The sequence below is a fragment of the Microbacterium tumbae genome, assembly GCF_054780175.1.
On sequence record NZ_BAAGWV010000002.1, the window covers coordinates 760,762 to 785,310 of the forward strand.

At 68.1% G+C, this 24,549-nt stretch carries 15 protein-coding genes and 1 tRNA gene; 1 reads left to right on the plus strand and 15 read right to left on the minus strand.

What is annotated here, in order from left to right; genetic code table 11:
• Positions 1 to 4: 4 nt before the first annotated feature.
• The 14 genes from ACYVGQ_RS11030 to ACYVGQ_RS11095 form a co-directional block, all read right to left on the minus strand.
• Positions 5 to 4,066, minus strand: coding sequence for an Eco57I restriction-modification methylase domain-containing protein (locus ACYVGQ_RS11030; RefSeq protein WP_460784661.1), 4,062 nt, complete (start codon positions 4,064 to 4,066; stop codon positions 5 to 7).
• Entirely contained in the window at positions 4,066 to 7,221 is a 3,156-nt protein-coding gene (gene drmD / locus ACYVGQ_RS11035) for a DISARM system SNF2-like helicase DrmD (RefSeq protein ID WP_460784847.1), read from the minus strand. The genes ACYVGQ_RS11030 and drmD overlap by 1 nt, the downstream gene beginning before the upstream one ends.
• Before the next feature lie 91 nt (positions 7,222 to 7,312).
• Positions 7,313 to 10,741: a MobF family relaxase gene (mobF, locus tag ACYVGQ_RS11040; RefSeq protein WP_460784662.1), complete on the minus strand. Its 3,429-nt coding sequence runs from the start codon at positions 10,739 to 10,741 to the stop codon at positions 7,313 to 7,315.
• Positions 10,742 to 11,559: 818 nt separating this feature from the next.
• Complete coding sequence (locus ACYVGQ_RS11045) at positions 11,560 to 12,720, minus strand: tyrosine-type recombinase/integrase (RefSeq protein WP_460784663.1); 1,161 nt, start codon at positions 12,718 to 12,720, stop codon at positions 11,560 to 11,562.
• Positions 12,721 to 12,758: 38 nt separating this feature from the next.
• On the minus strand, positions 12,759 to 12,959 hold the full coding sequence (locus ACYVGQ_RS11050; RefSeq protein ID WP_460784664.1) for a helix-turn-helix domain-containing protein: 201 nt from the start codon (positions 12,957 to 12,959) through the stop codon (positions 12,759 to 12,761).
• Positions 12,960 to 13,149: 190 nt separating this feature from the next.
• Positions 13,150 to 13,221, minus strand: a tRNA-Gln gene (locus tag ACYVGQ_RS11055).
• A gap of 103 nt (positions 13,222 to 13,324) precedes the next feature.
• On the minus strand, positions 13,325 to 13,822 hold the full coding sequence (locus tag ACYVGQ_RS11060; protein WP_460784665.1) for a lipocalin family protein: 498 nt from the start codon (positions 13,820 to 13,822) through the stop codon (positions 13,325 to 13,327).
• A 119-nt stretch (positions 13,823 to 13,941) separates the two neighbouring features.
• A complete protein-coding gene (gene gltX / locus ACYVGQ_RS11065) occupies positions 13,942 to 15,447 on the minus strand; it encodes a glutamate--tRNA ligase (RefSeq protein ID WP_460784666.1) in 1,506 nt (501 codons plus the stop codon).
• 12 nt (positions 15,448 to 15,459) lie between these two features.
• Positions 15,460 to 16,227, minus strand: coding sequence for a class I SAM-dependent methyltransferase (locus ACYVGQ_RS11070; RefSeq protein ID WP_460784667.1), 768 nt, complete (start codon positions 16,225 to 16,227; stop codon positions 15,460 to 15,462).
• A 14-nt stretch (positions 16,228 to 16,241) separates the two neighbouring features.
• Positions 16,242 to 17,495: an MFS transporter gene (locus tag ACYVGQ_RS11075; RefSeq protein WP_460784668.1), complete on the minus strand. Its 1,254-nt coding sequence runs from the start codon at positions 17,493 to 17,495 to the stop codon at positions 16,242 to 16,244.
• Positions 17,492 to 18,268 carry a fumarylacetoacetate hydrolase family protein gene (locus ACYVGQ_RS11080; protein ID WP_460784669.1) on the minus strand — a complete coding sequence of 259 codons (777 nt, stop codon included), beginning with the start codon at positions 18,266 to 18,268 and terminating at the stop codon, positions 17,492 to 17,494. The genes ACYVGQ_RS11075 and ACYVGQ_RS11080 overlap by 4 nt, the downstream gene beginning before the upstream one ends.
• 210 nt (positions 18,269 to 18,478) lie before the next feature.
• A complete protein-coding gene (locus ACYVGQ_RS11085; protein WP_460784670.1) occupies positions 18,479 to 19,573 on the minus strand; it encodes a branched-chain amino acid aminotransferase in 1,095 nt (364 codons plus the stop codon).
• Between the two features lie 45 nt (positions 19,574 to 19,618).
• Complete coding sequence (locus ACYVGQ_RS11090; RefSeq protein WP_460784671.1) at positions 19,619 to 20,668, minus strand: 3-isopropylmalate dehydrogenase; 1,050 nt, start codon at positions 20,666 to 20,668, stop codon at positions 19,619 to 19,621.
• Positions 20,669 to 20,798: 130 nt separating this feature from the next.
• Positions 20,799 to 22,322, minus strand: a complete 1,524-nt coding sequence (locus ACYVGQ_RS11095; protein WP_460784672.1) for an MFS transporter — start codon at positions 22,320 to 22,322, stop codon at positions 20,799 to 20,801.
• A 56-nt stretch (positions 22,323 to 22,378) separates the two neighbouring features.
• Here ACYVGQ_RS11095 and ACYVGQ_RS11100 point away from each other — a divergent pair, with 56 nt between their 5' ends.
• Positions 22,379 to 22,921: a TetR/AcrR family transcriptional regulator gene (locus ACYVGQ_RS11100; protein ID WP_460784673.1), complete on the plus strand. Its 543-nt coding sequence runs from the start codon at positions 22,379 to 22,381 to the stop codon at positions 22,919 to 22,921.
• Here the strand turns inward: ACYVGQ_RS11100 and serA are convergent, their stop codons facing one another.
• A complete protein-coding gene (serA, locus tag ACYVGQ_RS11105) occupies positions 22,922 to 24,526 on the minus strand; it encodes a phosphoglycerate dehydrogenase (RefSeq protein WP_460784674.1) in 1,605 nt (534 codons plus the stop codon).
• Positions 24,527 to 24,549: the final 23 nt, after the last annotated feature.

The following is a 24,549-nucleotide window of genomic DNA, read 5'->3' on the forward strand; positions in this document are numbered from 1 at the left end:
GTCATCAGGAGAACAACGTATCTCCCATCGTCATCGACGGAGGGTGTGTCGTCGATGGCCCTGGGCTGGCGCCGCCGCGTCGGTGGTTCTCGGCCAGCAGTCGGTCGAGTAGTTCGACACGCGCCACCGATGAAATCGACCAGCGCTCAGCTTGGCGATAGGTGTGAAACCCGTGCCGGAGATGCACGTCGTCCCACCCGTACGCGGCAACCGTGGCAGCATCAGCCTCCGTATGAATCGCGCGAATGCGCTCAACGTCGTCGTCCCCCTTGACCGCGGGGTCGTTCACCAAGTTGTAGAGCTTTGTCAAGCCGAGCTCTCGGCGCAGCATGATCTCCCGGCGCTCTGTGTCAAGAGTTCGCCCCGCCTGCTCCAGGCGCTTGGTGGGTGCAGGGCGTGGGAACGTATCGAACACGTCCGACGGCGTGTACCTAACTCGAGTTTCGAGCGTCGAACCGTACGTGATGGCCCAGAGCTGGTGGAGGCTCGATGACAAGACTGCCTGGTCACTGTAATCGGCAGAGGCGAAGGCGATCAGAGAGTCGCTGAACACCTGGCCCGTCGGCACGCGGACAGGCATGACTGTCTTGCTGACGCGCGTGATCGCGAACGCCTCAGAAAGGTCAGCGATTGCTCTGGACAGTGCCGGAGTACGTCGACCGAACTTCCACCAGTTCTTCGCACGGTCGTCCCCGCTGCTGTTGCGGCCGGCCAACTTCGCACGCTCGGGCTTGACTCTTTCGAGCGCCCGTGCATACGCCACCTCGTATGTTGCGGCTTCTGATTCGGGTCGGTCGCCAAAGTCGATGACCCAGCGGGAGGGCGAGCAGTCCGGGCGGGAGTTGAGGTCCTCCCCGTTGAGGTAGGGAAAGAGCACCTCAGCGTTGCGGGCATCCGCGGCAATCCACTCTTGCGCCTCTTCGGGATCGAGAACGAACCCCATCCCGTAAACCTTTGCCCCAAGAAAGGCGACGCCTGCATTCTCCTTCAATCTAACGGGAAGGCCAGACGCTCTCCCTTGGGCTTCAAGGAGGGTGGAGATGGCCCGGACAGGCGTGTCGTCGGCAATCCTCGGAAGGCCTTCAGCGACATTCGCTCGGGTTCCCCAAACTGCCGCGTACTCCAGGTTCGCTGTAGCAGCGGGCCAGGTTCGCGACTGTATTGCCCGCGTGATTACGAAGCCTTGCTCGACCATAGTGTCGAGGCCGACTTCACGGGTGTCGCCCTGCGCCACAGTGTTCGTCGCGATCAGACCCAAAACACCCTGCGCCTGCAGGAGGGAGGTAGCGCGCAAGAAGAAGTAGGCAACGAGATCACCGTTGCCCCGCTTTCCCGCGAGGCAGTTGACAAGCCAGTCGCGCAAGTTCGTACCCATGGCGCCCGTCAGCTTGCTGCCACCGAGGAACGGCGGGTTACCGATGATGGCGTCGAAGCCTCCGTGGTCGACCATGACGTCGGCGGCCTCGATGATCCAGTGGAGCGGCTGCCAGCGGGCGTAGTCGGTCTCGACGGTCGGGGTGAGTCCCTCGTCGATCTTTGAGTCGAGCCAGATCGAGTCGGCTTCGCCACCAGCACCGGGGTATGCCTTGCGTGCCGCTTCGCGCAGATCTTCGTAGGCGGTATCAAGTGCACGTCCGGGCTTGCCGCCGAGCACGAGTCCGGTTGCGAGGACGCCGTCGGCAAGCTTGCGAAGATCGGCCGTGACCGCGTGGAGTTGCGCGAGCTGCCGTAGCTTGGCGGCCGCGGATCGGGCCGGGCTGTCGTCCGGTTCGACTGGTGACGCGAGGCTTTCCCGTAGCTCGACCGCACGCTTGATGATCGAGTCGGTGTCGACCTCGAAGATGTCGAGCATGCCCTGCTGGCGGTTCGCCTTGGACGGGTCAATGTGCATAGCTCGGAGTTGCTTGAGGTCGGTGAGCCCGAGCAGTGAGTTGCCGAGGAACACCTTGTCGTCGACGAAGGAGAACGGCAGGTTCCGATCGAGGGAGACGAGCCAGAGCGAAAGCTTGCACATCTCGATGGCCATGTCGTTGATGTCGGCGCCGTAGAGGCACTTGGCGACGACCTCGCGGATAGCGAGGGTCCGCAGGTCCTTGCGGCCCGCCCACGCGGGGTTGTCAACGACCCACGCCTCGACGAGCCGGTCGGCGAGAAAGCGCGCCGCCGCCACGAGGAACGCGCCCGAACCGCAGGCGATATCCGCCACCTTGAGATTGAGGATGTCCGACGGCGACTTCAGCTTCCACTCATCACGGTTGGCCGTCTGGTGCGGGCCGGGCGCGTACACGAGGGGTTCGAGAGCGTGTTTGACGACGTCTTCAGCGAGGGATTTTGGCGTGTAGTGCGCTCCGGCGTTCTTCCGTGATGGCGTCTCCTTGACCAGGAGCCCGCCCTCGGGGACGACGAACGGTCGATTGCGCAGGTCGAGTCGCACGAGCCCGAGCCAGGGCTTGACGCGCTCGCGCAGGTCGAGGTCGTCGCCGACGGCCTGGATGAGGGCGCTGACGATGCCCGGGTCGACCACAGCGTCGATAGCCTTGGCGATGGCGGCCTCGGAGGAGGGTTTCGCGGAGGGTTGATCAGTCTCGATCCAGGCGCGGATGGCCTTGGCGAGCTTCCTGCGGTCGCTGTTCGTGCTGCCCAGTTCCTCCAGCTTCGCCAGCGGGATCTCGGGCTCTTCTCCGCGGGTGCCGAGGATACCGAGCACCACTTCGGGGGTGACGGTCGCGGTGTAGCCGAGCAGACCCTCGTACATGTAGCCGATCTGCTCGACGTCGATGTCGCGGAACGAGATGCGCCTGGCCTCGCCTTTGATCTCGGCGATCTGCACGGCTCGGAGGACGTGCAGCATCACCCGATCGGAGACCGTCACGCCCAGCGTGCCGAGGTCGCTCGTCGCGGTCAGGAACGGGAAACGGGCCGGGTCGAACAGCGAGCCTCCGTACGCGGGCATGCGCAGGTTCTCGAAGGTCGCGCCGCGGTAGAGGGCGTTGCTGGTGGCCAGCAGCCGGTGCCAGGTGAGGGAGGTGGCGTCGAGGGCTTCCTCGCTCTCCGCCGACTCGCGGGCGATGAGCTGGTCGAGTTCGCGGGCGATGCCGTAGCCCTGATCGAACAGCTCACCCTGGGGCAACAGCCCGCGCTCTTCGGCGAAGAGTAGGAAGACCACGCGCATCATCACGGTGACGGCGGCCTCGTAGCTGTTGTGAGGGCGGTCCGGGAGCGGGTCCGGTAGATTGCGCCGCTTCGCGTCGGCCGCGGACTCGGAGAAGGACTGGATGAGCAGCTCGACCGCGCGGCGCACCTGCGCACCCAGCGCCTCGGTGATCTCCTCAGCCGCGGCGACGGACTCCGCGAAGAGCACCGGAAGCCGCTCGGCGGGGTCACCGCCGATGAGGTGCTGGCGTCCGATCAGGGCCAGGAACGCGTCGCGGGTGCGGGGTTCCTCGGTCCAGGTGAGTGCGTCGACGATGCCGGAGGCTGCCATCGCGTTCTCGCGTGCGCAGACGAGCCCCCACCAGCGGCCGTCGGTGACGATGCCGATCGGCACACTACTCTCGCGCAGCATCGCCTCGACGCGGTCGACGGGGTTGGCCGCCCACAGGTCACCCGGCAATTCGCGGAGGGAGTCGACCGGGTCGATGACGTGCACGATCGCGCCGCCCCCTTCCTCTCCGTCGAGCGAAGCCTGCGCGCGGACGGTTACCGCATGGTTTGGCGACTGCGCGGTGACACCGGGAACCTCGCCCCAGGCGAGCGACTCGGCCCAGCCTGCGACGTCGCGCAGCACGGTTTCGACCCACTTGTCGCGGGCGGAGCGGTAGGCGTCCAGCGCGGCGTCGGACGCGGCGCTGCGGTCGTAGCGTTCCCAGGCTGACTCGAAGTCTTTGCGGGCGTCCGAAAGGACGGTCTTGCGAGCCTCGGCGAGCTGCGGTATCCCTTCGGGCCAGACGCGCTTGAGCGCTGGGATGGCGAGGAACGGGCCTTCGGTGTCGACGAGTTCGAGCCAGGCACGGTGCAGGTCCGCGGCGCTCTTTGCGGGGCGGTTGCGTACGGGTCGGCGTGCCATCAGTCGCGCCACCCGTCTGCGTCGTTGCGGGTGAGCGCGAAGACCACGGCGGCGGCGGTCGTGTGGGGTTTCACGTCAGCGTACCTGTCCTTAATCGCGATGGTCTCGCGTGCCTCTTCGTCGTCGAGCTCATCGAGGCGGCGCTGCATCGCCTCACGGTCGCGTCGCCACTGGCGCTCCTGGTCGACGTCGGTGAACAACTGCCCCTGTGATTCGGTCTCCTCAGCGCGCAGCCGCGCGAGGGAGTCGCGGAGGTTTGCCCGGAACGCAGCGAAGATGTCCCGTGCACGTTGCACGTCGGCGGCCTCGCGGCGCTGGAGCTGCTCGGTCACCTGAGCCTGCTTACGTTCCGCACGCGCCCGCATGGACTCCTCCAGGCGCAGGCGGAGCGGCGCGTCAGGCACATTCCACAGGTCGCAGAGCTGGTCGCGCACGCGATCGTCAGCGAGGGCCAGGTCTTCCTGGTCGAGGGCGGTATCGAGTGCAGCCTCCGCTCGTTCCTCGGCCATCGCGCGCCGACCGTGGAGGCGGACACCGGCGAGGAACACCTCTTCGTGGAGGCGGACGCCGCCGCGTCCGACAAGCACCATGCGCGTGACCGCCGCGACGAAGGACTCCTCAAGGTCATCGACGACGACCGCGGTCACACGGCGCAGCGTGGAGTCGATGCTCCACAGCGAGCGCCGCAGCAAACGCTGCGCCTTCTGGACGATCGGGTGCCCGAGGTGCACGTACACCAGGTCCGCTCGACCGTCGGCGGCGTCCGGGTCGAAGGTGATCGGTCGAAGCACACCCGGGTCGAGCCGGGTATCGAGGCCGCGCAGCGTGTCACGCCAGCCGGCGGTGAGGCTCGGCACGGTGAAGACCTCGGCGTGGGTGTCCTGGGCGAAGTCGTAGTTCGGGACGAGCGGTGACTGGTGGTTGATCCGCAGCGCGGTATCGACGACGCGGCGCAGGTTCGCTGGATCGAGGTGCATCTCTGTCCGGGACGCGTCGTAGCCCTGCTCCAGCTGCGTCAAGCGGGCGTTGAGTTCCATGCCGCCGGCCAGCGCCTGGTTGATCACCTCGTTGGTGTCCACGCTCTTCGACCTCGCCTTCGTCGCGGCGCGCTTGCCGAAGTGACCCTGGATCTCGGCGCCAACGACCTGATTGGCCGAGCCGAGGTCGTACTCCACCTGGGCGATCTTGCGAGCGATGATCTCCATGAACCGCAGGTCCGAGCCGTAGGTCGAGGACTCCCGCTCGGGGACGAAGTGGTAGACCTCGGGCTGCTGGGTCTGGCCGTAGCGGTCGATGCGTCCGATGCGCTGCTCCAGTCGCGACGGGTTGAATGGGATGTCGAAGTTCACGAGCCGGTGGCAGTGGTTCTGGAGGTCGATACCCTCGCCCGCGGCGTCCGTGGCGAGCAGCACCCGCACGGGTTCCTTGGACGGGTCGGCGGTGAACTGGGAGCGGATGTACTCGCGCTCCTCAGGCGGTGTCGAGCCCTGGATGACCGCTAAGCGGTCGTCGTTGTACCCCTTCTGCCGCAGCACGCGGGTCAGCCACTCGACCGTGTGTGCGTACTCGGTGAACACCACGACGCGCTCGTTCGACCAGAGCTTGCCATCGGGGCGGCAGACGGCATCAAGGAACCGGGTCAGCCGGTCGAGGCGAGAGTCGGCGCGACTCTCGTAACCCAGCCCCCAGTTCGCCAGGGTCTCAAGCTGGCCCGGTTCGGCGGCGCTGAGCGGGTCGGATTCCTTGGACTCGCGGAGCTTCTCCGACTCGTCCTGCTCCCAGAGGCCTTCTTCCTCATCGGACTGCCCCTCGCCGAAGATGTCGTCGTAGTCATCTTCGGACAACCCGCGACCCGCCTTCGAGGCGAGATAGTTGCTCAGCGTCATCCCGAACGCGAACGGGCTCGAAAGGAAGCGCTTCTTCAGCAGCATCGTCACGATGTCGCCGGTCGGTTTCTTGCCGTTGAGCTTCGCGCTCTTCGTGACGATCTCGTCGAGCAGGGTGAACATCTTCTGCTCATCGTCGAAGGAATCGAACGGGATCGTGCTGACCTTGCGCTTTTTGAAGCCCTTGCCGGTCAGGTCGGTCTTCAGACGGCGGACGGTCACGTCCTTGAGTGCTGCTGCGTCGAGATCCGCGCCGCGGGCGAAGCGGCGGGGGTCGATCATCTCCATCAGCGCAGTGAACGACTCCGGGTGACCGTTGTGCGGCGTCGCGCTGAGAAACAGTCGGTGCTCGCAACTCTCGGCGAGCTGGCGCACGGCGACCGTGCGCTGGGTGTCGACGGCATACCCTCGCCCACCGGCGATCGCCGACGGGCTCGACGGTGCGACGTGGTGTGCTTCGTCGACCACCAGGACGTCGAACGCATACCGGCTGCCGGTCTTGGGATTGCTTGCCTGCGCGTACACGTCGCGCAGCAATCGCTGCGCACGCACCTGGGGTAGCCACGCCATGCTCACGATCACCCTCGGGAAGATCTGGAACGGGTTGGCCTGAAGCCCATGCGTGCGGCGGACCTCGGCCATCAGCTCAGAGTTCACGATGGTGAACTCCAGGCCAAACTTCTCCCGCATCTCGTCCTGCCACTTCAGTGACAGGCTCGGCGGGCACACAATCACCGCCGTGCGGGCGCGGTGTCGCAAGAACAACTCCTGGATGACCAAGCCCGCTTCGATCGTCTTGCCGAGACCCACGTCGTCGGCGAGCAGCAGGTTCGCGCGCGGCGCTCCGAGCGCGCGGCGGAGCGGTTCGAGCTGATACGCCTCGACATTCACGCCCGACCAGAACGGGGCCTGGTAACGGTTCGGGTCGGCGCTTGTCACAGCTCCCCACCGCATCGCGTCGATGAAGCCCGCAAGGGTCTCGGGCAGGTCGAAGCCGTCCGTGTGGATCACATCGGGGAGACCCTGAGCGGGCGTCACTGTGTGCCCGACTTCGAGTTCCCACACAACGCTGAGCTGCGCACCGAGACTGCCCTCATCGAGCGACTGAAGATCGACGACATGGCTGAGCTGTGCGACCGCCTCGTCAGCGGGGCTGCGCGGCAACCCCTGCGTCTGCACGTTCGAAACCGCCCAGGTGGACCCACGAACTTCCACGACCTGACCCGGTTCGGGCAGCACCGATGCCCCCTGATTCCCACTCATCGTCATTTCAGTCACACGTCACATTCTGGCGTAGACATATGACATTCCGACGAGGAAGCGCCGCCTGCGCCCCCTGACCACACAATTTCCGGTTGCTCTACAGGCGGCGCTCAACGTCGCGGCTCGGTCCTCGCTGCCGCCGCTGGTCGTCGTCACGGAATCGAGCTGCGCGGGCTTCTGCTGACTTCCGCGCCTCTTCCCTAGCCGAGTGCTGTGCCTCGGCCTGGGCAGCACGCTCCTGGACGAGCTGCACCGCTTCATCTGGTGGAAGCGCATCGAGTTGGGCGACATAGCGGCGATCCTGCCTCACCTGCTCACGCAAAGCCTTCACCCGCGCGGCAACCGTGCTCGGACGGCGGTTCCCGAGGACGCGCTCGTACAGCGCCATGCGCTCCCGCGACTGTCTCTCAGCGATCTCGCTGACAATCTTGCGAGCCTGCGTGGCTTCCGTGCGTGCTTCGACGACCGCGGGCACGTGGCTGGCTTCGTGCTGGGCGACGGACGCGGACCACGCGAGCAGAGTGCTTTCGCTGCCGGGCACGCTCTGCCACCGATCACGCACAGCCCGCTCGGTCTCCGCACGGCGGGCGTCTGCGTTGTTCGCGGTGCGGGTGGAAGAGCGCTTGCGGAACCGAGACGCGCTCTCCTTGGCCTGGTGTGCCGCGATGGCGTTCTGCTGAGCAGCCAGGAACGTGGCGCCATCTGCGACGGCTTCCTGTGTCAGCGACTCCACAACGTCCGCGAGTACCACGGCAGCCTTCGCATCGGCGGCTTCCGCCAGCTCACGCTGCGGCGCGTACTCGGCCTTGTGTCGCTGGGACTGATCGTGCAATCTGACGGCTGCCGAGAGCCAGCGCTCGCGCTCCGCGTCAGCCTTCGCGATCCGTTCGAGAATCCGGTCGCGCTCCGCGCTCACGATGGACATAGGCCCGTCCGCGATCAGGTCGGCGACGGCCTCACGGGCGCGTTCGGTGGCGTCTTCCAGGCCGCGGTCGGCGCGGTCTCGGGCGAGCGCATCGACGAACTGCTCCTTCGCGTCTGCGAGATCGCTGGCGACGATGTGCAGCCTGTTCGTCTCGCGCCCGCGGGTCATGCCGACATAGACGCCTGCCGCATCGATAGCGTCTGAGAGCACCGTGTGCGCCGCGTTCACCGTCGAGCCCTGGACGCCGTACGCTGTGACCGCATAGGCGAGATGCGCATCTTCGGTCACGTACTCCGCGGGCAAAGTCACGGTGCGCTGCTGCTTACGGCCGTTGCTAATCTCGATGATGCTCACCGCACCGTCGTCGCCGACGTGTTGCACCGTCCAGGTCTGCCGGTTGGCAACGCCGAGCGTGGAGTCGTTGCGGCGGGTCTGGATCACGTCCCCGGCGCCGATGGGCAGCCCGTCGCTGCCGAACACCGTCCGCGCGTCGTCAACCTTGCCGCGGTCGACCCTCTCGGCACGGATGCGTTCGTTCAACGCCCGGGCCTCGTCGTTCGTCGCGGCGGTGATCGCGTCCGCGGTACTCGTGGTCTTCGCAATGTTCTCCGGCACGTCGTCGTCGGTGTCGTGCAGGATGATCAGTCCGTGCTCGTTCAGCCGATCGAAGATCGCGGCGGGGTTGCGGGCATGCCGCAGCTCGAGCGTGAGCGCCGCATACGCGGGGTCGATGAAGCGGTGCAGGCTCGTCATATCCACGACTGCTGGGGTGAGCTTGGCGGCGATGTCGAGCACACCTCCGCGCCCGACCGCCGGGAGTTGCGCCCGGTCTCCGACGAGCGCGACAGTCGCCCCGGCCTCGTCCGCGACGTGCAACAGGGCGAGGGCTGTGTCCTGGTCGAGCATCCCTGCCTCGTCGACAACGATCCGCTCACCAGGTGCGAGACGCGCCTCCTGCGCCGGTCCCCGGTAGGTGCTTCCGGTTTCTGGGTCAGTGTCGCCGGGCGTGAGGCATGTCCACACGCCGTCGCTGTTCCACCGGAACCCGTACGCGTACACGAGCGCGGCCACGGAGTCAGCCGGGATGCCGAGCTCTTGAGCGGCGACGACGGCGGCCTTCTTCGTCGGCGTGACGACCCGCATCCCACGGCCCTCCGCGGCTGCGGCGGCTTCGATGGCCGTGGTGAGCATCGTGGTCTTACCTGACCCCGCGGCGCCTTCAACCACGACGAGCGGGTCGGCGGATGCGACGACGGCGGCCGCTCGCTCCTGGTCATCGTCCAGGCCCGCCTGCACCGCAAGCTCGTGGATGTCCGGGATGCGCTGGGTGGACTTGTTCGCGCGTGCGGTGAGCAGATCGCGCAGTTCCATCTCGACAGCGACGACACGCAACGATGTCAGATGCGCAACGTGCTCCGGCGTCGGCGCACCGGGTGGGAGGACGGAGAGACAATCCGATGCTGCGAGCTGCGTCGCCAGTTGCACGAACTCTCGCAGCTGTTCGGGTGTGGCTTGGACGCCGTGCTCGGTGGTGATGCGGGTGACATGCTCGCGCAGCGTGTGCACCGTCCACGCCGATGTGCCCGCCGCCGCACGGTCAAGTGCACGAGATGCGACTTCTTCGATGCGCAGCTCGCCGAGCGCGACCGGTGCAGGCCTGTGCGCCCGTGGTGCATCCGGGCTGTAGCCAGCGTCTTCGAGCTCCGCACGCCAGCCGGCCTCGCTGCCGAGCACCGTGGGCTTCTTCCCCGGGCGTTCGTGCTCCCACGCCTTCGCTTTCAGCCGCGCCCGCACGACCGGCCCGGGTTCCTCGCCGGGATGCGCAGCTTCCCAGTCGGCCTCGAAGGTGGCGAGATTGCGTTCGACCTGCGCACCGCGCTTCGATAGGGCCGCGTTGAACGGCTCCAGCTCTGCGACCTCTCCGGTCGCCGGGTCGAGCGTGAGCCCGTGCTTGTCGAGCACGGCCGCAAGCCGCCGGTGCGCGGCGATGATCGCGGTGCCGAGGGCGCGGACAGCGCCCTGCTGCTTGAAGAGCGCCGCGGTGTCCAGACCGCGCCACTTCCCAGCGGCGTAGACGCGGGTGCCGATCTGGAAGTGGATATGTCGGTGCGGGTCACCCGCGCGCGAGGTCTTATGTGCGACGGTGACGGTCTGCAATTGCTGCACCGGCACGACTTCTCGCGCGTGCCGAGGCCCGATCCGGGTGACCGAGTGCTGGGCGAGCCAGCGTCGGATCTCCGCCGCCGCATCTTGTTGCGCGGCGTCGAGCGCGTCGGAGACCTCCGGGTGCAGGGCGGCGGCGATGGAGAGGGATTTCGGGGCGTTGATCACCATCTCCGCGAACCGGGGCGAACCCCGCATGCCCTCGCCCGCGCCGCGCGGGGTTCCCATCGATGTGCCGCTGATCGGGCCCGTCCAGTCCACCCATGCGGCGTACTGCTCAGGGTCGAGCGTCCGTGCCTCGATGACCTCGCTCGCGGGGTCGGAGACGGTGAACTCCGCGAGCGCGGTGCCGCCCTCCAGGTAGTACTCGTCGGCGGTGGACCTGTCCGCCTCCAGGTATCGGCGTGCGGCCGCGCCGGTACCGCGGAACAGGATCACACCGCCTTTCACCCCGGGCCTCCTCACGAGTCGTCTCATGAGGGAGGTGCGCACGCCCCACCAGCGGTGGCATACGTCCATGAATGAATCTGACGAGATGCGCGTGGTGCGACCGTCTGGGCAGGGGCGCAGATGAGAGGGCGAGACGATCGGGGCAGAGTCGCGACGGTCGTTCCGGGAGTACCGTCCATGGTCGCGGCGCGCTGGTGACGCGCGGGCGTCGTTGAGCCAAACGATGCAGCCGGGCGGCTCTATGACGACCTCAGGGACTCATCTGTTTGCGGACGCGAACCGGACAGCGCGAGGCGGTCGTTCGCAACGTCACGAGGTGCGGAGGCGACCGCTTCAGGCTACGGTTCGACGGTCCCGGCAATTTTCCGGGGCCGTCAGTGAAGGGCGTGCGACGCCGGCCAACACCTTTATCCGTGTCGTCCACGGTGCCGTCAAATTGACGGAGCCGTCCGGCTTCCCAAAGTATGGATGGCCGAGTCCTCGTGCGGTGGTGGCAAGTTGACACCGCCTGCAATCCCGGGGCTCGGTCTTCGTGGTGGTGCAAGACTTGCGCCACCACGGTGGTGTCGATTCGGCACAACCGAAGGTCTTTCACGGGGGTGCCAAATCGACACCCCCGTCGCCGAGCCTCGACCCGGGACCGCGGTGCATCCGTCTCCGGCCGACCTACGGTGGTTGAGATTCCACACCGCCACCGCACGCTCATGGACTTGTGGTGCAGGTACGTTACCTCTCCACTCGCACAGGCGCAAGGCTTCGGTGAGAAGGTACGCGGCGCCTCCCGCGCGACCGGCGAGCCGCATGACTCACGTCCCAAGGATCGTGTCGAGGATATCGGCGGTGACGACATCGACTTGCTCGGCCGTGATGACGTAGCTGTTGCGGGTGACCATCTCGTTCGCGTGCCCGAGCAGTCGTGACGCGATCGTGAGTCCGGCCGCGCGCTCCACGAGCGTTGCGGTGGTGCGCCGGTAGATGTGTGTCGAGTACTCGTCGACCTCGACACCGAGGTGCACGAGTTGGTCGCGGTTGTCGTCGATGAACGATCGCAGTAGACGTTCGTAGTTCGAGACGCTCATCGGCTTGCCGGTCTTCGTCGGGAACAGCAGTGCCTCAGGCCCTCGCTCTGCGAGCGCGAGTCGGCGTCGCACCGCGTCGGCTGCGAGAGCGGGGAGAGCGACGCGACGACGTTGGCGGGTGCGTTTGGGTGCGTTCTTGCGCTGGACGCCCTGCACCTTGTTCTGGATCACGGTGCCGTCGATCAGGATCGTCGGCGGAGCGGTGGTCATATCCGCGTCGCAGCGGCGCAGGCCGATGCACTCCCCCACGCGGGCGGACGTGCCGAGCATGATGTCCATGCCGTCCACGAGCGCCCGCCAGTTCGGGCGCGGCCCCATGCCCTCCGTCTCGCGCCAGTGCGTCATGAGGTCGCGGATCGCCTCGATCTGCTGCGGGGTGAGCATCGCGGTCTTCTTCTCCGGCGTCGGCAACCGGGTGACGTCGCGTACCGGGTTGGTCGGGATCGCATCGTCGCGCACGGCGAACCCGCAGATGAGCGACAGCACCGAGCGCGCCTTCCGCGCCGACGACACGCCTCGGTCGGCAAGGAGGTTCTGGATGATCCGGTCGCAGCGGCCGACCGTGAGTGCCTCCAGCGTGACGCCGCCACAGACGGGGACGAGCGTGAGACGGACTGTGGTGTCGTAGTTCTCATACGTCGACCACGACAGCGTGCCGTTCTCGGCGCGCACCTTTACCGTCGGCAGCCACGCCTCCGCCGCCTCCTGGATGGTCGATGCGGCGGTGACGATGGCCTTCGTGTGCGTCGTCAGCGTCTTCGCGCGTGACACCAGCTCCTCGCGGGCTGCATCCTCGGTGGGGCCTTCGGCGCGGAGCTGCACCAGCTCACCGGAGTCGGCGCGCATCCGGGCGCGTGCCCGCCACTTGCCGTTCGCGAGCTGGGTCACCTGCACCTGGCCGAAGATCGCCTGCGGCGATCTTCGGCCTAGCCATGACGCTGCTCCCGCGCCCAGGCGAGCACGTCGTCGCGGTCGTACTTGACGTGCCGGCCGAGCTTCAACCACGGCGGCCCCGACTTCGTGAGTCGCCAGCCTTCGAGCGTGCGCTCGGGCACGCCCAGCAGCACGGCGACCTCGGCCTGGGTCAGAAACGCGGGCTCGACCTCGGTGCGTGCATGAGCTTCCATGCCAGACAGGTGCGAAGCGCGTACCCACGCGAACCAGCGGGGCCGAGTGCGTACCTCATCAGCAGAGACGACCGCGAAACTCGCCCCGTGGGGGTTTCTGGTCACCAATCTGGTCACTCGGCGCCAGATCGGGCCACTCGATGGAGCGAGGAGGGAGCCAGACTTCCCAGAGAACTCTAGCGATTCGTTGCTGGGGTACCTGGACTCGAACCAAGAACAACTGAACCAGAATCAGCCGTGTTGCCAATTACACCATACCCCAAGGGCGAAACCGGAGCCTCGCACCGAGGTTCAAGCTTACCCGAGGGCCGTGCGGAATGGCAAAACGACACCCTCTCCGCCGGGCTCGGGCGCGTCGCCCGTATTCAGACCTCGACCACCCGCCCCGACTGCGGGGTCGTGATCCACTCGGAGAGGTCGAAGCCCTGCTCGACCGCAGTCCGCAGGAAGTCCGCTTCGACCCGCTCATCACCCAGAGGCTCCCGCGAGAGAAGCCAGAGGTGCTTGCGATCCGGGGTTCCAACGAGAGCATGCCGATACTCCTCATCAACCCGCAGCACCCAGTAGTCGGCGCGCGTGAAGGGGATCCATCGCAGCGCCTCGGGGAGGAAGGACACCCTCAGCCGACCGGGGTGCTCCTGATCGGGCACCGCCTGCCCGAGCGCTCGAGAAGGTTCTCCTCGCGCATCGAGACAGCGGTTGTCCACTCGCACAGTGTCGTCGTCGTTCAGGGAGTACTCGGCCGTCACATCCGTCGCGGCGTCGTCCTCGAAGCGCAGCGGCAGACGCCCCTGCTCGAACCACAGCCCCAGATAGCGGTCGAGCTCCAGCGCATCGACCGATCGGACTTGCTGATCACTCATCTCCGGCTCCTTCCGCGGCGCCGGCCTCGGGCTGGCGACTCAGGCCTCAGGCTAGGCACGCCTCCGGCGGGAGCACAGGGCCTTGCCATCCGCCGAAGCTTCTGAGATCCCGTGAAGACTCAGCCAACGAGCGTCTCGGAGAGCGCACGCAACCGTGCGAGCGTGACGTCCTTGCCGAGCAGCTCCATCGACTCGAACAGCGGCGGCGAGACGCGCCGACCCGTGATCGCGACGCGCGGCGGGCCGTAAGCCACCCGGGGCTTGAGCTCGAGGTTCTCGACCAGGGCGGCGGCGAGAGCATCCTGGATCGTCTGCGGCGTGAAATCGGAGACGGGCTCCAGCGCGGCGACGCAGGCGTCCAGCACCTCCGCGGCGTTCGCGGGCAGGCCCTTCAGCGCATCCGCCTCGTACGCGACCTCATCGGTGAACAGGAAGCCGAGCATGCCCGACGCCTCCCCCAGCAGCTGCACGCGCTCCTGCACGAGCGGCGCGGCGCGGAACGCCAGGACGAGCTGCTCATGCGTCGGCTCGTCGAACAGACCGGCGGCGGTGAGATACGGCACGATCCGCTCGGCGAAGTCCTTCTCTGCCAGCATCCGGATGTGGTCGCCGTTGATCGACTCCGCCTTCTTCTGGTCGAAGCGCGCCGGGTTGGGGTTCACGTTCACGATGTCGAAAGCCTCGACGAACTCCTCGAGCGAGAAGACGTCGCGGTCGGGACCGATCGACCAGCCCAGCAGCGCCAGGTAGTTCAGGAGTCCCTCAGGGATGAAGCCGCGCTCCCGATGCAGGAACAGGTCGGCCTGCGGGTCGCGCTTGGAGAGCTTCTTGTTGCCCGTCTCCCCCAGCACAAGGGGCATGTGCGCGAAGCGCGGCACGAAGTCGGTCACCCCGGCCTCGATGAGCGCGGCGTACAGCGAGAGCTGGCGGGCGGTGGACGGCATGAGGTCCTCGCCGCGCAGGACATGCGTGATGCCCATGAGCGCATCGTCGACCGGGTTCACGAAGGTGTAGAGCGGGATGCCGTTCGGCCGGACGACGACGAAGTCGGGGAACGATCCTGCCGGGAACGTCACCTCTCCACGGATGAGGTCGACGTAGGTGAGATCCTCGTCCGGGACGCGCAGCCGCAGCGCGGGCTGGCGCCCTTCTCCCCGGAACGCCGCCTTCTGCTCCTCCGTGAGCTCCCGGTCGAAGTTGTCGTAGCCCAGCTGCTTGGCGCGACCGTTCGCCTCGTTGCGGGCGTCGATCTCCTCGGCGGTCGAGTAGCTCTCGTAGAGCGCGCCCGTCGCAAGCAGCTTATCGATGACCTCGCGATAGATGTCGCGGCGCTCGGACTGGCGGTACGGCGCATACGGACCGCCGACCTCTACGCCCTCGTCCCAGTCGATCTTCAGCCAGGTGAGCGCGTCCAGAAGCTGGCGGAAGCTCTCCTCGCTGTCGCGCGCCGCGTCGGTGTCCTCGATGCGGAAGATCAGCTTCCCGCCGTTGTGCCGGGCGTACGCCCAGTTGAACAATGCGGTGCGCACCAGGCCGACATGCGGAAGGCCCGTCGGCGAGGGGCAGAACCGGACGCGGACGTCGGCACCGGAGGCGGTCGTGGTCTGGGGGTGAGGGGTAGCCATAGCCCTTCGATTCTAGTCAGCGGGAGAGGTGCTCCCGGATCCCTCCGACAGCGCGATCGCGGCACGGTGCTCGAGCAGGAGGAGTCCGTCCTCCGCCCGTTCGCTCACCACCTCGTCGAAGGCCGCACGGTAGGAGACGCGCTCCCGTGCAGCGAGTCTCGCGTAGTACGCCCCCGCCCCCGCGACACGGCCCTCCACGGAAGCCCACAGCGCCGCGGGGTCAGCCGCCCACGTCCACGTCAACTCGGTCACGGCGACGTCGCGCAGCCCGGCCTCGACCAGCATCCGCGCGAATCCCTCCCCGGTCCGCTCGAAATCCTTCTCCGCCGGGAGCCGCTCCCCCACCGCGGACGCGAGCCCCGCCCGTGCGACGACCTCCGCCCACAGCCAGGACGGCGACTGCACCCAGACCGTCGCCAGCACGATACCTCGGGACACCCGTGCCAGTTCCGCAGCGGAAGCCCGCGGATCGGAGACGTGGTTCAGCACGAAGTTGGCCACGACCGCATCGAAGGCCTCGTCCGGGAACGGCAGGTGCGGCAGCCCTCCGTCGAGCACCGGGATCGGGGGATGCCGGCGCCGCGAGACCGCACGCATCGACGCTTCCGGCTCGCACGCGGTGACCAGCCATCCGGCGTCCGCCCAGGATCCCGCGAGCGTGCCCTCCCCGGATCCGACATCGAGCAGGCTCCGCCCCTCTGCCGGCCCGGCGAGCTCATGCAGCCGCTCCCCCGCGCCCGCGCACAGCGCCGCGTACGATGCCGCGTAGGCTTCGCCCACGCCCGCCCACGCCTTCACCGACCGGCGATCCTGCCCAGCGGGGCGAGGACGACGATCGCGAGGACGAGCACGGATGCCGCGATGCCCAGCCCCGCGTACTGGAAGTTCGAGAGGATCACGCCGGCGAGCACGGCGCCCGCGGCCGCGGAAAGGCTCATGAGCGAGTCGCTGCGCCCCTGACGTCGGGTGCGCAGCTCGGGAGCGGACGCCTCGGTGAGCAGCGCCGCACCGGCGACCGTCGCCGCGCTCCAGCCCAGGCCGAGCAGGATGAGCGCGGTCATGACCCCCCACGCCTGGTCGTTGACCGTGATCGCGAACGTCAGGGACGCCGCGAGCAGCGCCTGACCGAGCAGCACGACGCGGAGCCGTCCCCAGCGGTCGGCGAGGATGCCGAACACCGGAGAGAGAGCGTACATCCCCGCGACGTGCAGCGCGATCGTCACGCCCACGAGGGTGGACACGTCCGCCGAGCTGGCATGACCGGCGTGCATCCCCTGCGCCATGTGCGAGAGGTGGATGGGCGTCATCGCCATGACCGAGGCCATCACGACGTGCGAGGCGGCAACGGCGAAGATCGCGTACCGTGCCACGACAGGGCGGTCGATACGATCGACGGCGCCGGACGCCGGGACGGACGCCGCGATCCGCTGCGCCGTCAGGAGCGGGTCGGGGCGCAGCGCGATCACGTAGAGGAGGAAGGCCGCGGTCTGCGCGATCAAGGAAAACAGATAGGACCCGGTCTGCGGCGGCATCCCGATCGCCTGCCCGACGATCTCGCCGGGACCGAGCAGCAGCGGACCAGCGACGCCCCCGATCGTCGTCGCCCAGACGACCACGGACAGGTCGCGGCCGCGATGCTGCGGCGCCGCGAGATCCGTCGCGGCGAAGCGCGACTGCAGGTTGCCCGCATTTCCGGCGCCGATCATCAGGATGCCGGCCAGCAGCAGCGGGAAGACCCGGACCGCCGCGGCGAGGATCACGATGCTGATGCCGGCGAGAGCCAGCAGGTTTCCGAGCGTGAGCGCACGACGCCGTCCGACGCGGCTCGCCAACCGGGCGAGCGGGATCGCGCAGAGCGCCGCTCCGAGCGTCACGGATGCCGTGGCGAGACCGGAGAGCGCGTCATCGCCGGACAGGTCGGCGGCCAGCAGCGCGCCGAGGGACACGGTCGCGCCGAAGGCGATGCCGCCGAGCACCTGGCCGAGGGACAGCACCCCGACGGTGCGGCGCTGGACGGCCGCCTGCTCGACAGCCGTCAGGATCGTCATGCGGCGGGCGTCGCGTCGCGCACCGTGTTGCGCAGGATGCCGAGCCCGGAGACCTCGACCTCGACCGTGTCGCCGGCGAGGAACGGCCCGACGCCGGCGGGCGTCCCGGTCAGGATGACGTCGCCGGGGAGCAGCGTGAAGACGGCCGATGCGTACTCGATGATCGCGGCGACGGAGTGGATCATGTCGGTGAGCGGAGCCTGCTGCCGCACCTCGCCGTTCACCCTGGTCTCGATCGTCGCGGTCGACGTGTCGAGGTCGGTCTCGATGACCGGGCCCAGCGGGCAGAAGGTGTCGAAGCCCTTGCCTCGGGTCCATTGGCCGTCCTTGCGCTGCAGGTCACGGGCGGTCACGTCGTTCGCGACCGTGTAGCCGAAGACGTAGTCGAGGGCGCTGGCGGCGGAGACGTGCTTGCCCACACGGCCGATGACGACGGCGAGCTCGCCCTCGTAGTCGGTCTGCTGCGAGATCGCCGGACGCACGATGGCGTCGCCCGGTCCGATCACGGAGGTGTTCGGCTTCAGGAACAGCAGCGGCTCCTCCGGCGCCTCACCGCCCATCTCCTTGGCGTGGTCGTGGTAGTTCTTCCCGACGCAGACCACCTTGGACCGCGGGATCACCGGCGCGAGCAGCACGGCGTCCGCCAGCGGCACGCGCTCCCCCGTGGTCTCGTATCCGGTGTACATCGGATCCCCGGCGAGGACGACGAGCTCCGACTCGTCGAGGATGCCGTAATGGATGGACTCGTTGTGGCTGAACCGAGCGATCTTCACGAGAACAGCCTAGCGAGCGGGTCCGGACGACGCTGCTGGATGTGCGTGTCCGGGTTGTTGCCGGTCGCCGCCGACCGGACCCGCATCATGTGGGACGTCCTCCGAGGCGCGTCCGGGTTGTTGCGGGGCGGGGGGCGCCGGCACCCGCGACAACCCGGACACGCCAACGAACGACACTGGCGTGAGAGACGCGAGAACCGACGAAGTCGCTCAGGCGTCCAGGCGCAGCAGCCAGCCGTGCGTGTCCTCGCGACGGCCGTACTGGATGTCCGTGAGCTCCTCGCGCAGCGACAGGGCGAGCTCACCCGTGGGCTGAGCATCCTCGAACCCCTCCGCGACGAGCGCGCCGATAGGCGTCACGACCGCGGCGGTGCCGCAGGCGAACACCTCGACGATGTCGCCGGAGGCCACGCCGTCCCGCCACTCCTGCAGCGACACCGGACGGCGTTCGACGGTATGCCCACGGTCCTCGGCGAGCTGCAGGATGGAGTCGCGCGTGATCCCCTCCAGGATGCTGTCCGACTCAGGCGTCACGATCGTGCCGTCCTTGTAGACGAAGACGACGTTCATGCCGCCGAGCTCCTCGACGTTCCCATCCTGATCGAGGAAGACGACCTGGTCGCAGCCCTTGTCGTAGGCCTCCGCCTGCGGGAGCAGGCTGGAGGCGTAGTTCCCGCCGGTCTTCGCCGCACCCGTGCCGCCCTTGCCCGCACGGGCGTATGTCTCACTGAGCCAGATGCGCACCGGCTTCACGCCGCCGGTGAAGTAGGAGCCGGCGGGGCTCGCGATGAGATAGAAGGCGACCTTCTGGGCCGGCCGCACTCCGAGGAACGCCTCCTTCGCGAACTCGAAGGGACGCAGGTAGAGGCTCTGATCCGCACCCGACGGCACCCACGCGCCGTCCACGGCGATCAGCTCGCGCAGCGCCTGGATGAAGTACTCCGTGGGCAGCTCGGGCAGCGCCATCCGACGGGCGCTGCGCTGCAGACGGGCGGCGTTGCGATCCGGGCGGAAGGTCCAGACCGAGCCGTCCGCGTGGCGGTAGGCCTTGATGCCCTCGAAGATCTCCTGGCCGTAGTGCAGTACCGCTGCGGCGGGGTCGAGCGAGATCGGCCCGTACGGCTGGACGCGCGGACGGTGCCAGCCCCCGCGGGCGGACCAGCAGATGTCGACGGTGTGGTCGGTGAAGACCGTGCCGAAGCCCGGGTCCTTGAGCAGCTCTTCGCGGGCCGCCGCGCTCTTGGCGGCGAGGTTGCGGGTCACGGTGAACTCGAGCGGGGCGAGTTCGGTGTCGGTGAGTGTCATCTCTCTCCTGCGGTGGGGTGCGGGCGGCGCTCGCGTGCTCTCAGATTACGCCTGAAGCCTCGCGATGACGGCGTCGCCCGTCTGGCTGGTGGTTCGCACGCCGTCCCTGGCCGCGATGTCCTCTTCGACCGCGCGGTTGACGCGGGCGGATTCCTCGCGGAGCCCGAGATGATCGAGCAGGAGCGCGACGGAGAGGATCGCTGCGGTGGGATCGGCCTTCTGCTGACCCGCGATGTCCGGCGCCGAGCCGTGGACGGGCTCGAACATCGAGGGAAAGGCACCGTCCGGATTGATGTTCCCGGATGCGGCGAGACCGATGCCACCGGTGACGGCGCCGGCCAGGTCTGTGAGGATGTCGCCGAAGAGGTTGTCGGTGACGATCACATCGAAGCGGGACGGGTTCGTGACCAGGAAGATGGTTGCCGCATCGACGTGCAGATAGTCTACGGCCACCTCGGGGTGCTCCTCGGCCACCTCGTTCACGACGCGCTGCCAGATGCCGCCAGCGTGCACGAGCACGTTGGTCTTGTGCACCAGCGTGAGCCGCTTGGCGCGGCGCTCCGCGAGCTCGAAGGCGTAGCGCACCACCCTCTCGACGCCGAAGGCGGTGTTGACGCTCGTCTCGTTCGCGATCTCCTGCGGCGTGCCCTTGCGGATCGCGCCGCCGTTGCCGACATAGGGCCCCTCGGTGCCTTCGCGCACGACGACGAAGTCGATCTCGCCGGGTTCCGCGAGCGGTCCCGGTGCTCCCGTGAAGAGCTTCGACGGACGGAGGTTCACGTAGTGATCGAGAGTGAAGCGGAGCTTCAACAGCAGCCCGCGCTCGATGTTCGCATCCTTCAGTCGCGGATCCCCCGGCTGCCCTCCCACGGCGCCGAGCAGGATCGCGTCCTGCGCGCTGATCGCAGCGAGATCCTCCTCGGTGAGCGTGTCGCCGGTCTCGAGGAAACGTGCGGCGCCCAGGGAGAAGCGCGTCTTCTCGAACGTGACATCGCTCGTCTCGGTCACGGCATCCAGCACGCGCTCCGCCTGGGCGATGACCTCGGGGCCGATGCCGTCACCGGGGATGACGGCCAGCTTCACGACACGCGACATGACACTCCTTGCATCGGGGGTTCTCCCCCAGCGTACTGCGACCCGCCGCCTGCGCCCGCCGGCATGGCACGAAGGCGCGCGTCGCGGTCCGAAAGCCGTGCTTGCGCGCCAGGTGGACGGATGCCGGACCTCAGCGGGTGCGCAGGGTGACAGCGGCGATGGCCCCGGCGACGACGACGAGACCGGCGCCGATGAGGCTCGTCACCGTGACGCCGGCGCCGAACGCGGCGGCCGCGGCATGCCACAACGCGTCGCCGATCTCCTTCGGCAGCTCCGCAGCGGCCGTATAGGCGCCGGACAGCGTCTCCCCCGCTGCCTCCGCCACCGCAGCGGGCACTCCGTCGGGGATGACGAGGGCTCCTCGGTAGAACGCCGTGATCAGCCCTCCGAGGATCGCCGTGCCCAGCACCGCGCCCAGCTCGTACGCGGTCTCGGAGACGGCGCTGGCCGCACCGGCCTTCTCGGCCGGGGCGCTGGAGAGGATCAGCTCGTTGGAGATCGTCTCCGCCGCCCCGATGCCGATGCCGAGCACGACGAACGCGATGACGAGCGGTGCGACGCCGTGGTCCTGCGTCGTGAAGGCCACCAGCAGATAGCCGGCGACCGAGAAGACGAGCGCCGCGGGAATCAGCAGATGCGGCCTGAGCCGTCGCGAGATCGGAACGACGACGAGACCGGCCACGATCATGGCCACCATGCCGGGTACGAGCGCGAGCCCGGCGACCATCGGCGACAGCCCCAGCACCAGCTGCAGATGCTGGGAGACGAAGTAGAGGAAGCCCACCAGCGCGACGACGCTGAAGAGGTTCACGAGGATCGCGCCGGAGAAGGATCCGCGGCGGAACAGCGCCATGTCCAGCATCGGGATGTCCGCACGCGACTGCCGGCGCACGAACAGCGCGCCCATGAAGATGCCGAGGGCGGCCCAGATGGCGGCCGTCCAGCTCGGACCGTCGACGGCGAAGGACTTGATCGCGTACACGACCGGGATCATCGCGGCCATCGAGAGCACGATGCTGAGCGGATCGATGCGACCAGGCGCAGGGTCACGGCTCTCCGGCACCAGGATCGGCGCGGTGATGAGCAGCGGGATGAGCACCGGAACGGCGATGAGGAAGACGGAGCCCCAGGCGAAGTGCTCGAGCAGGAAGCCTCCGACGATAGGCCCCAGCGCAGAACCCGCGGAGAACGCCGACGCCCAGACGGCGATCGCCATCCGGCGCTGGTCCCGGTTGACGAAGATCGAGCGCAGCAGCGAGAGCGTGGACGGCATGAGCATCGCGCCGAAGAATCCCAGGAGCGCGCGTGCCGCGATGAGCAGCGCGGCGGTCGGCGCGAAGGCCGCCAGCGCCGAGACGGCGGCGAAGCCGGTGGCTCCGATGAGCAGCATCCGGCGGCGCCCGAACCGGTCGCCGAGCGTGCCCATCGTCACGAGCAGCCCGGCCAGCACGAGCGGGTAGACATCGATGATCCACAGCTGCTCCGCCCCGGAGGGCGCGAGAGCGATGGCGATCTCGGGCAGCGCGAAGCTGAGCACCGTGTTGTCCACCGAGACCAGCAGCACCGGCAGCATGAGCACGACGAGCGCCCACCAGCCGCGTGCTCCCACGCGGGGAGCGTCCATGTCCGTCGTCAGAATCGACGCGGTCATCATTCACCTCTGAAACTTCCTGGGACGTAACTTTACCGTCCGGTTGGTATAGTAACAGAGTGCCCAGACTTCCGCTCGCCCGCGACCGTGTGCTCGACGCCTTCGAGGCGATCCTCATCGACGACGGTGAGCGCACGGCGACACTCGAAGCAACCGCGAAGGCGGCCGGGGTCTCCAAAGGCGGTCTGCTCTACCACTTCAGCTCGAAGGACGAGCTCGCGGCGGGTCTCCTCGAGCGGCTGCGCCGGCTCGCGGACCTCGATCTCGATCGCATGGAGGACGCCGAGGACGGCCCGGTGGCGTACTACCTCCGCACTTCCGTGATGGAAGACGACGCGCTCGATCGTGCGCTGATCGCGACGTCGCGCCTGGCACAGGGCGGACATGCCGAAGCCGCCGAAGCGCTGCGCACCGTCCGGCGCCTCTGGGCCGAGACGATCCGCCCGCACGTCCGCGACGACGCGGCGCTCGATCTCGTGATGCTCGTGAGCGATGGGCTCTACTTCAACAACTCGCTCGGCGTGAACGGCCCTGAGCGGCTCGTCCCCCGCGGCGCGGAGCTCGATGAGCTCATCGCCCTCGTGCTCCGCGCGACGGCGTGATCAGTCCTCGGTGATCTCGATCTGCCTGATCACCGAGGCGTCGATGTCGGCGCCGACCTGCGCGAGCAGCTCGTCGGGCACGCGAGAGTCGACCGTCAGCACCGAGAGGGCCTGTCCGCCGGCCTCGCGGCGCGCGATCTGCATGCCGGCGATGTTGATGCCCGCATCGCCGAACTTCTGGCCGTAGACGGCCACGATGCCCGGGCGGTCGGTGTAGAGCATCACGATGTGATGCTTCTCGATCGGCACCTCGATGTCGTATCCGTTGATGCCGACGATCTTCTGCACCATGCGCGTTCCGGCGAGCGTGCCTGCGACGGTGAGCACGGTTCCGTCGGCGAGTGCTCCACGGAGGGTGGTGAGGTTCCGATACTCGGGGCTCTCCTTCTCCACGACCAGCCGCGCCTCGATGCCGCGCTGCTCCGCGAACAGCGGAGCGTTCACGTACGACACGTTCTCACTGACGACGTTCGACAGGATGCCCTTGAGCGCCGCCAGCCTGTAGACGCTCACGTCGTAGTCGGCCAGCTCGCCGCGGACCTCGATGTCGAGGCTCGTGAGCGCCGACGCCGCGAGCCCGCTGAACACCTGACCCAGCTTCTCCACGAGGTCGATGCCCGGCCGGACGAACGGGTCGATCACGCCGCCGGCCACGTTCACGGCGTCCGGGACCAGATCGCCCTCGAGGGCGAGCTTGACGGAGCGGGCGACAGAGACGCCGGCCTTCTCCTGGGCCTCGTCCGTCGACGCGCCGAGATGCGGCGTGACGACGACGTTCGGCAGGTCGAGCAGCGGACGTGCCGTGCCGCCCTCCGCGGGCGGCTCGGTGGTGAAGACGTCGAGGCCGGCGCCGGCGATCTCACCCGCGACGAGCGCCGCGTGCAGCGCCTCCTCGTCGATCAGGCCGCCGCGCGCGACGTTGACGACGTACGCCGTCTTCTTCATCGCGGCGAACTGCTCGGTCGAGATCATGCCGGTGGTCTCCGGCGTCTTGGGCATGTGGATCGTGATGAAGTCGCTCTCCGCGACGAGCTCGTCCAGGCTCCGCAGCTCGACGCCCAGCTGCTGAGCGCGCGCGCTCGTCACGTAGGGGTCGTAGGCGACGACCCTCATGCCGAATCCCTGCATGCGCGCCGCGACCAGCGCGCCGATCCGACCGAGGCCGATGACGCCGAGCGTCTTCTCGAACAGCTCGGTGCCGGTGTAGGCGCTGCGCTTCCACGCGCCGCCCGCGAGCGACGCGTTGGCGGCGGGGATGTGGCGGGCGAGGCTCAGGATATGGCCGCAGGTGAGCTCGGCCGCGGAGATGATGTTGGAGGTCGGCGCGTTCACGACCATGACGCCCGCCGTCGTCGCAGCCTTGATGTCGACGTTGTCGAGACCGACGCCGGCGCGGGCGACGACCTTCAGCTTGGGCGCGTGCTCGAGCGCCTCGGCGTCGATCCGCGTCGCGGAGCGGATGAGGACCGCATCCGCGTCGGACAGCGCCGAGAACAGCGCCTCTCGATCCGTGCCGTCGACGCCTCGGACGTCGAAGTCGGGGCCGAGGGCCTCGATCGTGGCGGGCGAGAGAACTTCGGCGATGAGCACGACGGGCTTCGGCACAGCAGATCCTTCGGGGTGAGCGC

Coding starts and splice junctions, on each gene's coding strand:
- ACYVGQ_RS11030 (WP_460784661.1), bottom strand. CDS start 4,066: ATGGCACGCCGACCCGTACGCAACCGCCCCGCAAAGAGCGCCGCGGAC.
- drmD (WP_460784847.1), bottom strand. CDS start 7,221: ATGACGATGAGTGGGAATCAGGGGGCATCGGTGCTGCCCGAACCGGGT.
- ACYVGQ_RS11050 (WP_460784664.1), bottom strand. CDS start 12,959: ATGGAAGCTCATGCACGCACCGAGGTCGAGCCCGCGTTTCTGACCCAG.
- ACYVGQ_RS11060 (WP_460784665.1), bottom strand. CDS start 13,822: ATGAGTGATCAGCAAGTCCGATCGGTCGATGCGCTGGAGCTCGACCGC.
- gltX (WP_460784666.1), bottom strand. CDS start 15,447: ATGGCTACCCCTCACCCCCAGACCACGACCGCCTCCGGTGCCGACGTC.
- ACYVGQ_RS11075 (WP_460784668.1), bottom strand. CDS start 17,495: ATGACGATCCTGACGGCTGTCGAGCAGGCGGCCGTCCAGCGCCGCACC.
- ACYVGQ_RS11085 (WP_460784670.1), bottom strand. CDS start 19,573: ATGACACTCACCGACACCGAACTCGCCCCGCTCGAGTTCACCGTGACC.
- ACYVGQ_RS11090 (WP_460784671.1), bottom strand. CDS start 20,668: ATGTCGCGTGTCGTGAAGCTGGCCGTCATCCCCGGTGACGGCATCGGC.
- ACYVGQ_RS11095 (WP_460784672.1), bottom strand. CDS start 22,322: ATGATGACCGCGTCGATTCTGACGACGGACATGGACGCTCCCCGCGTG.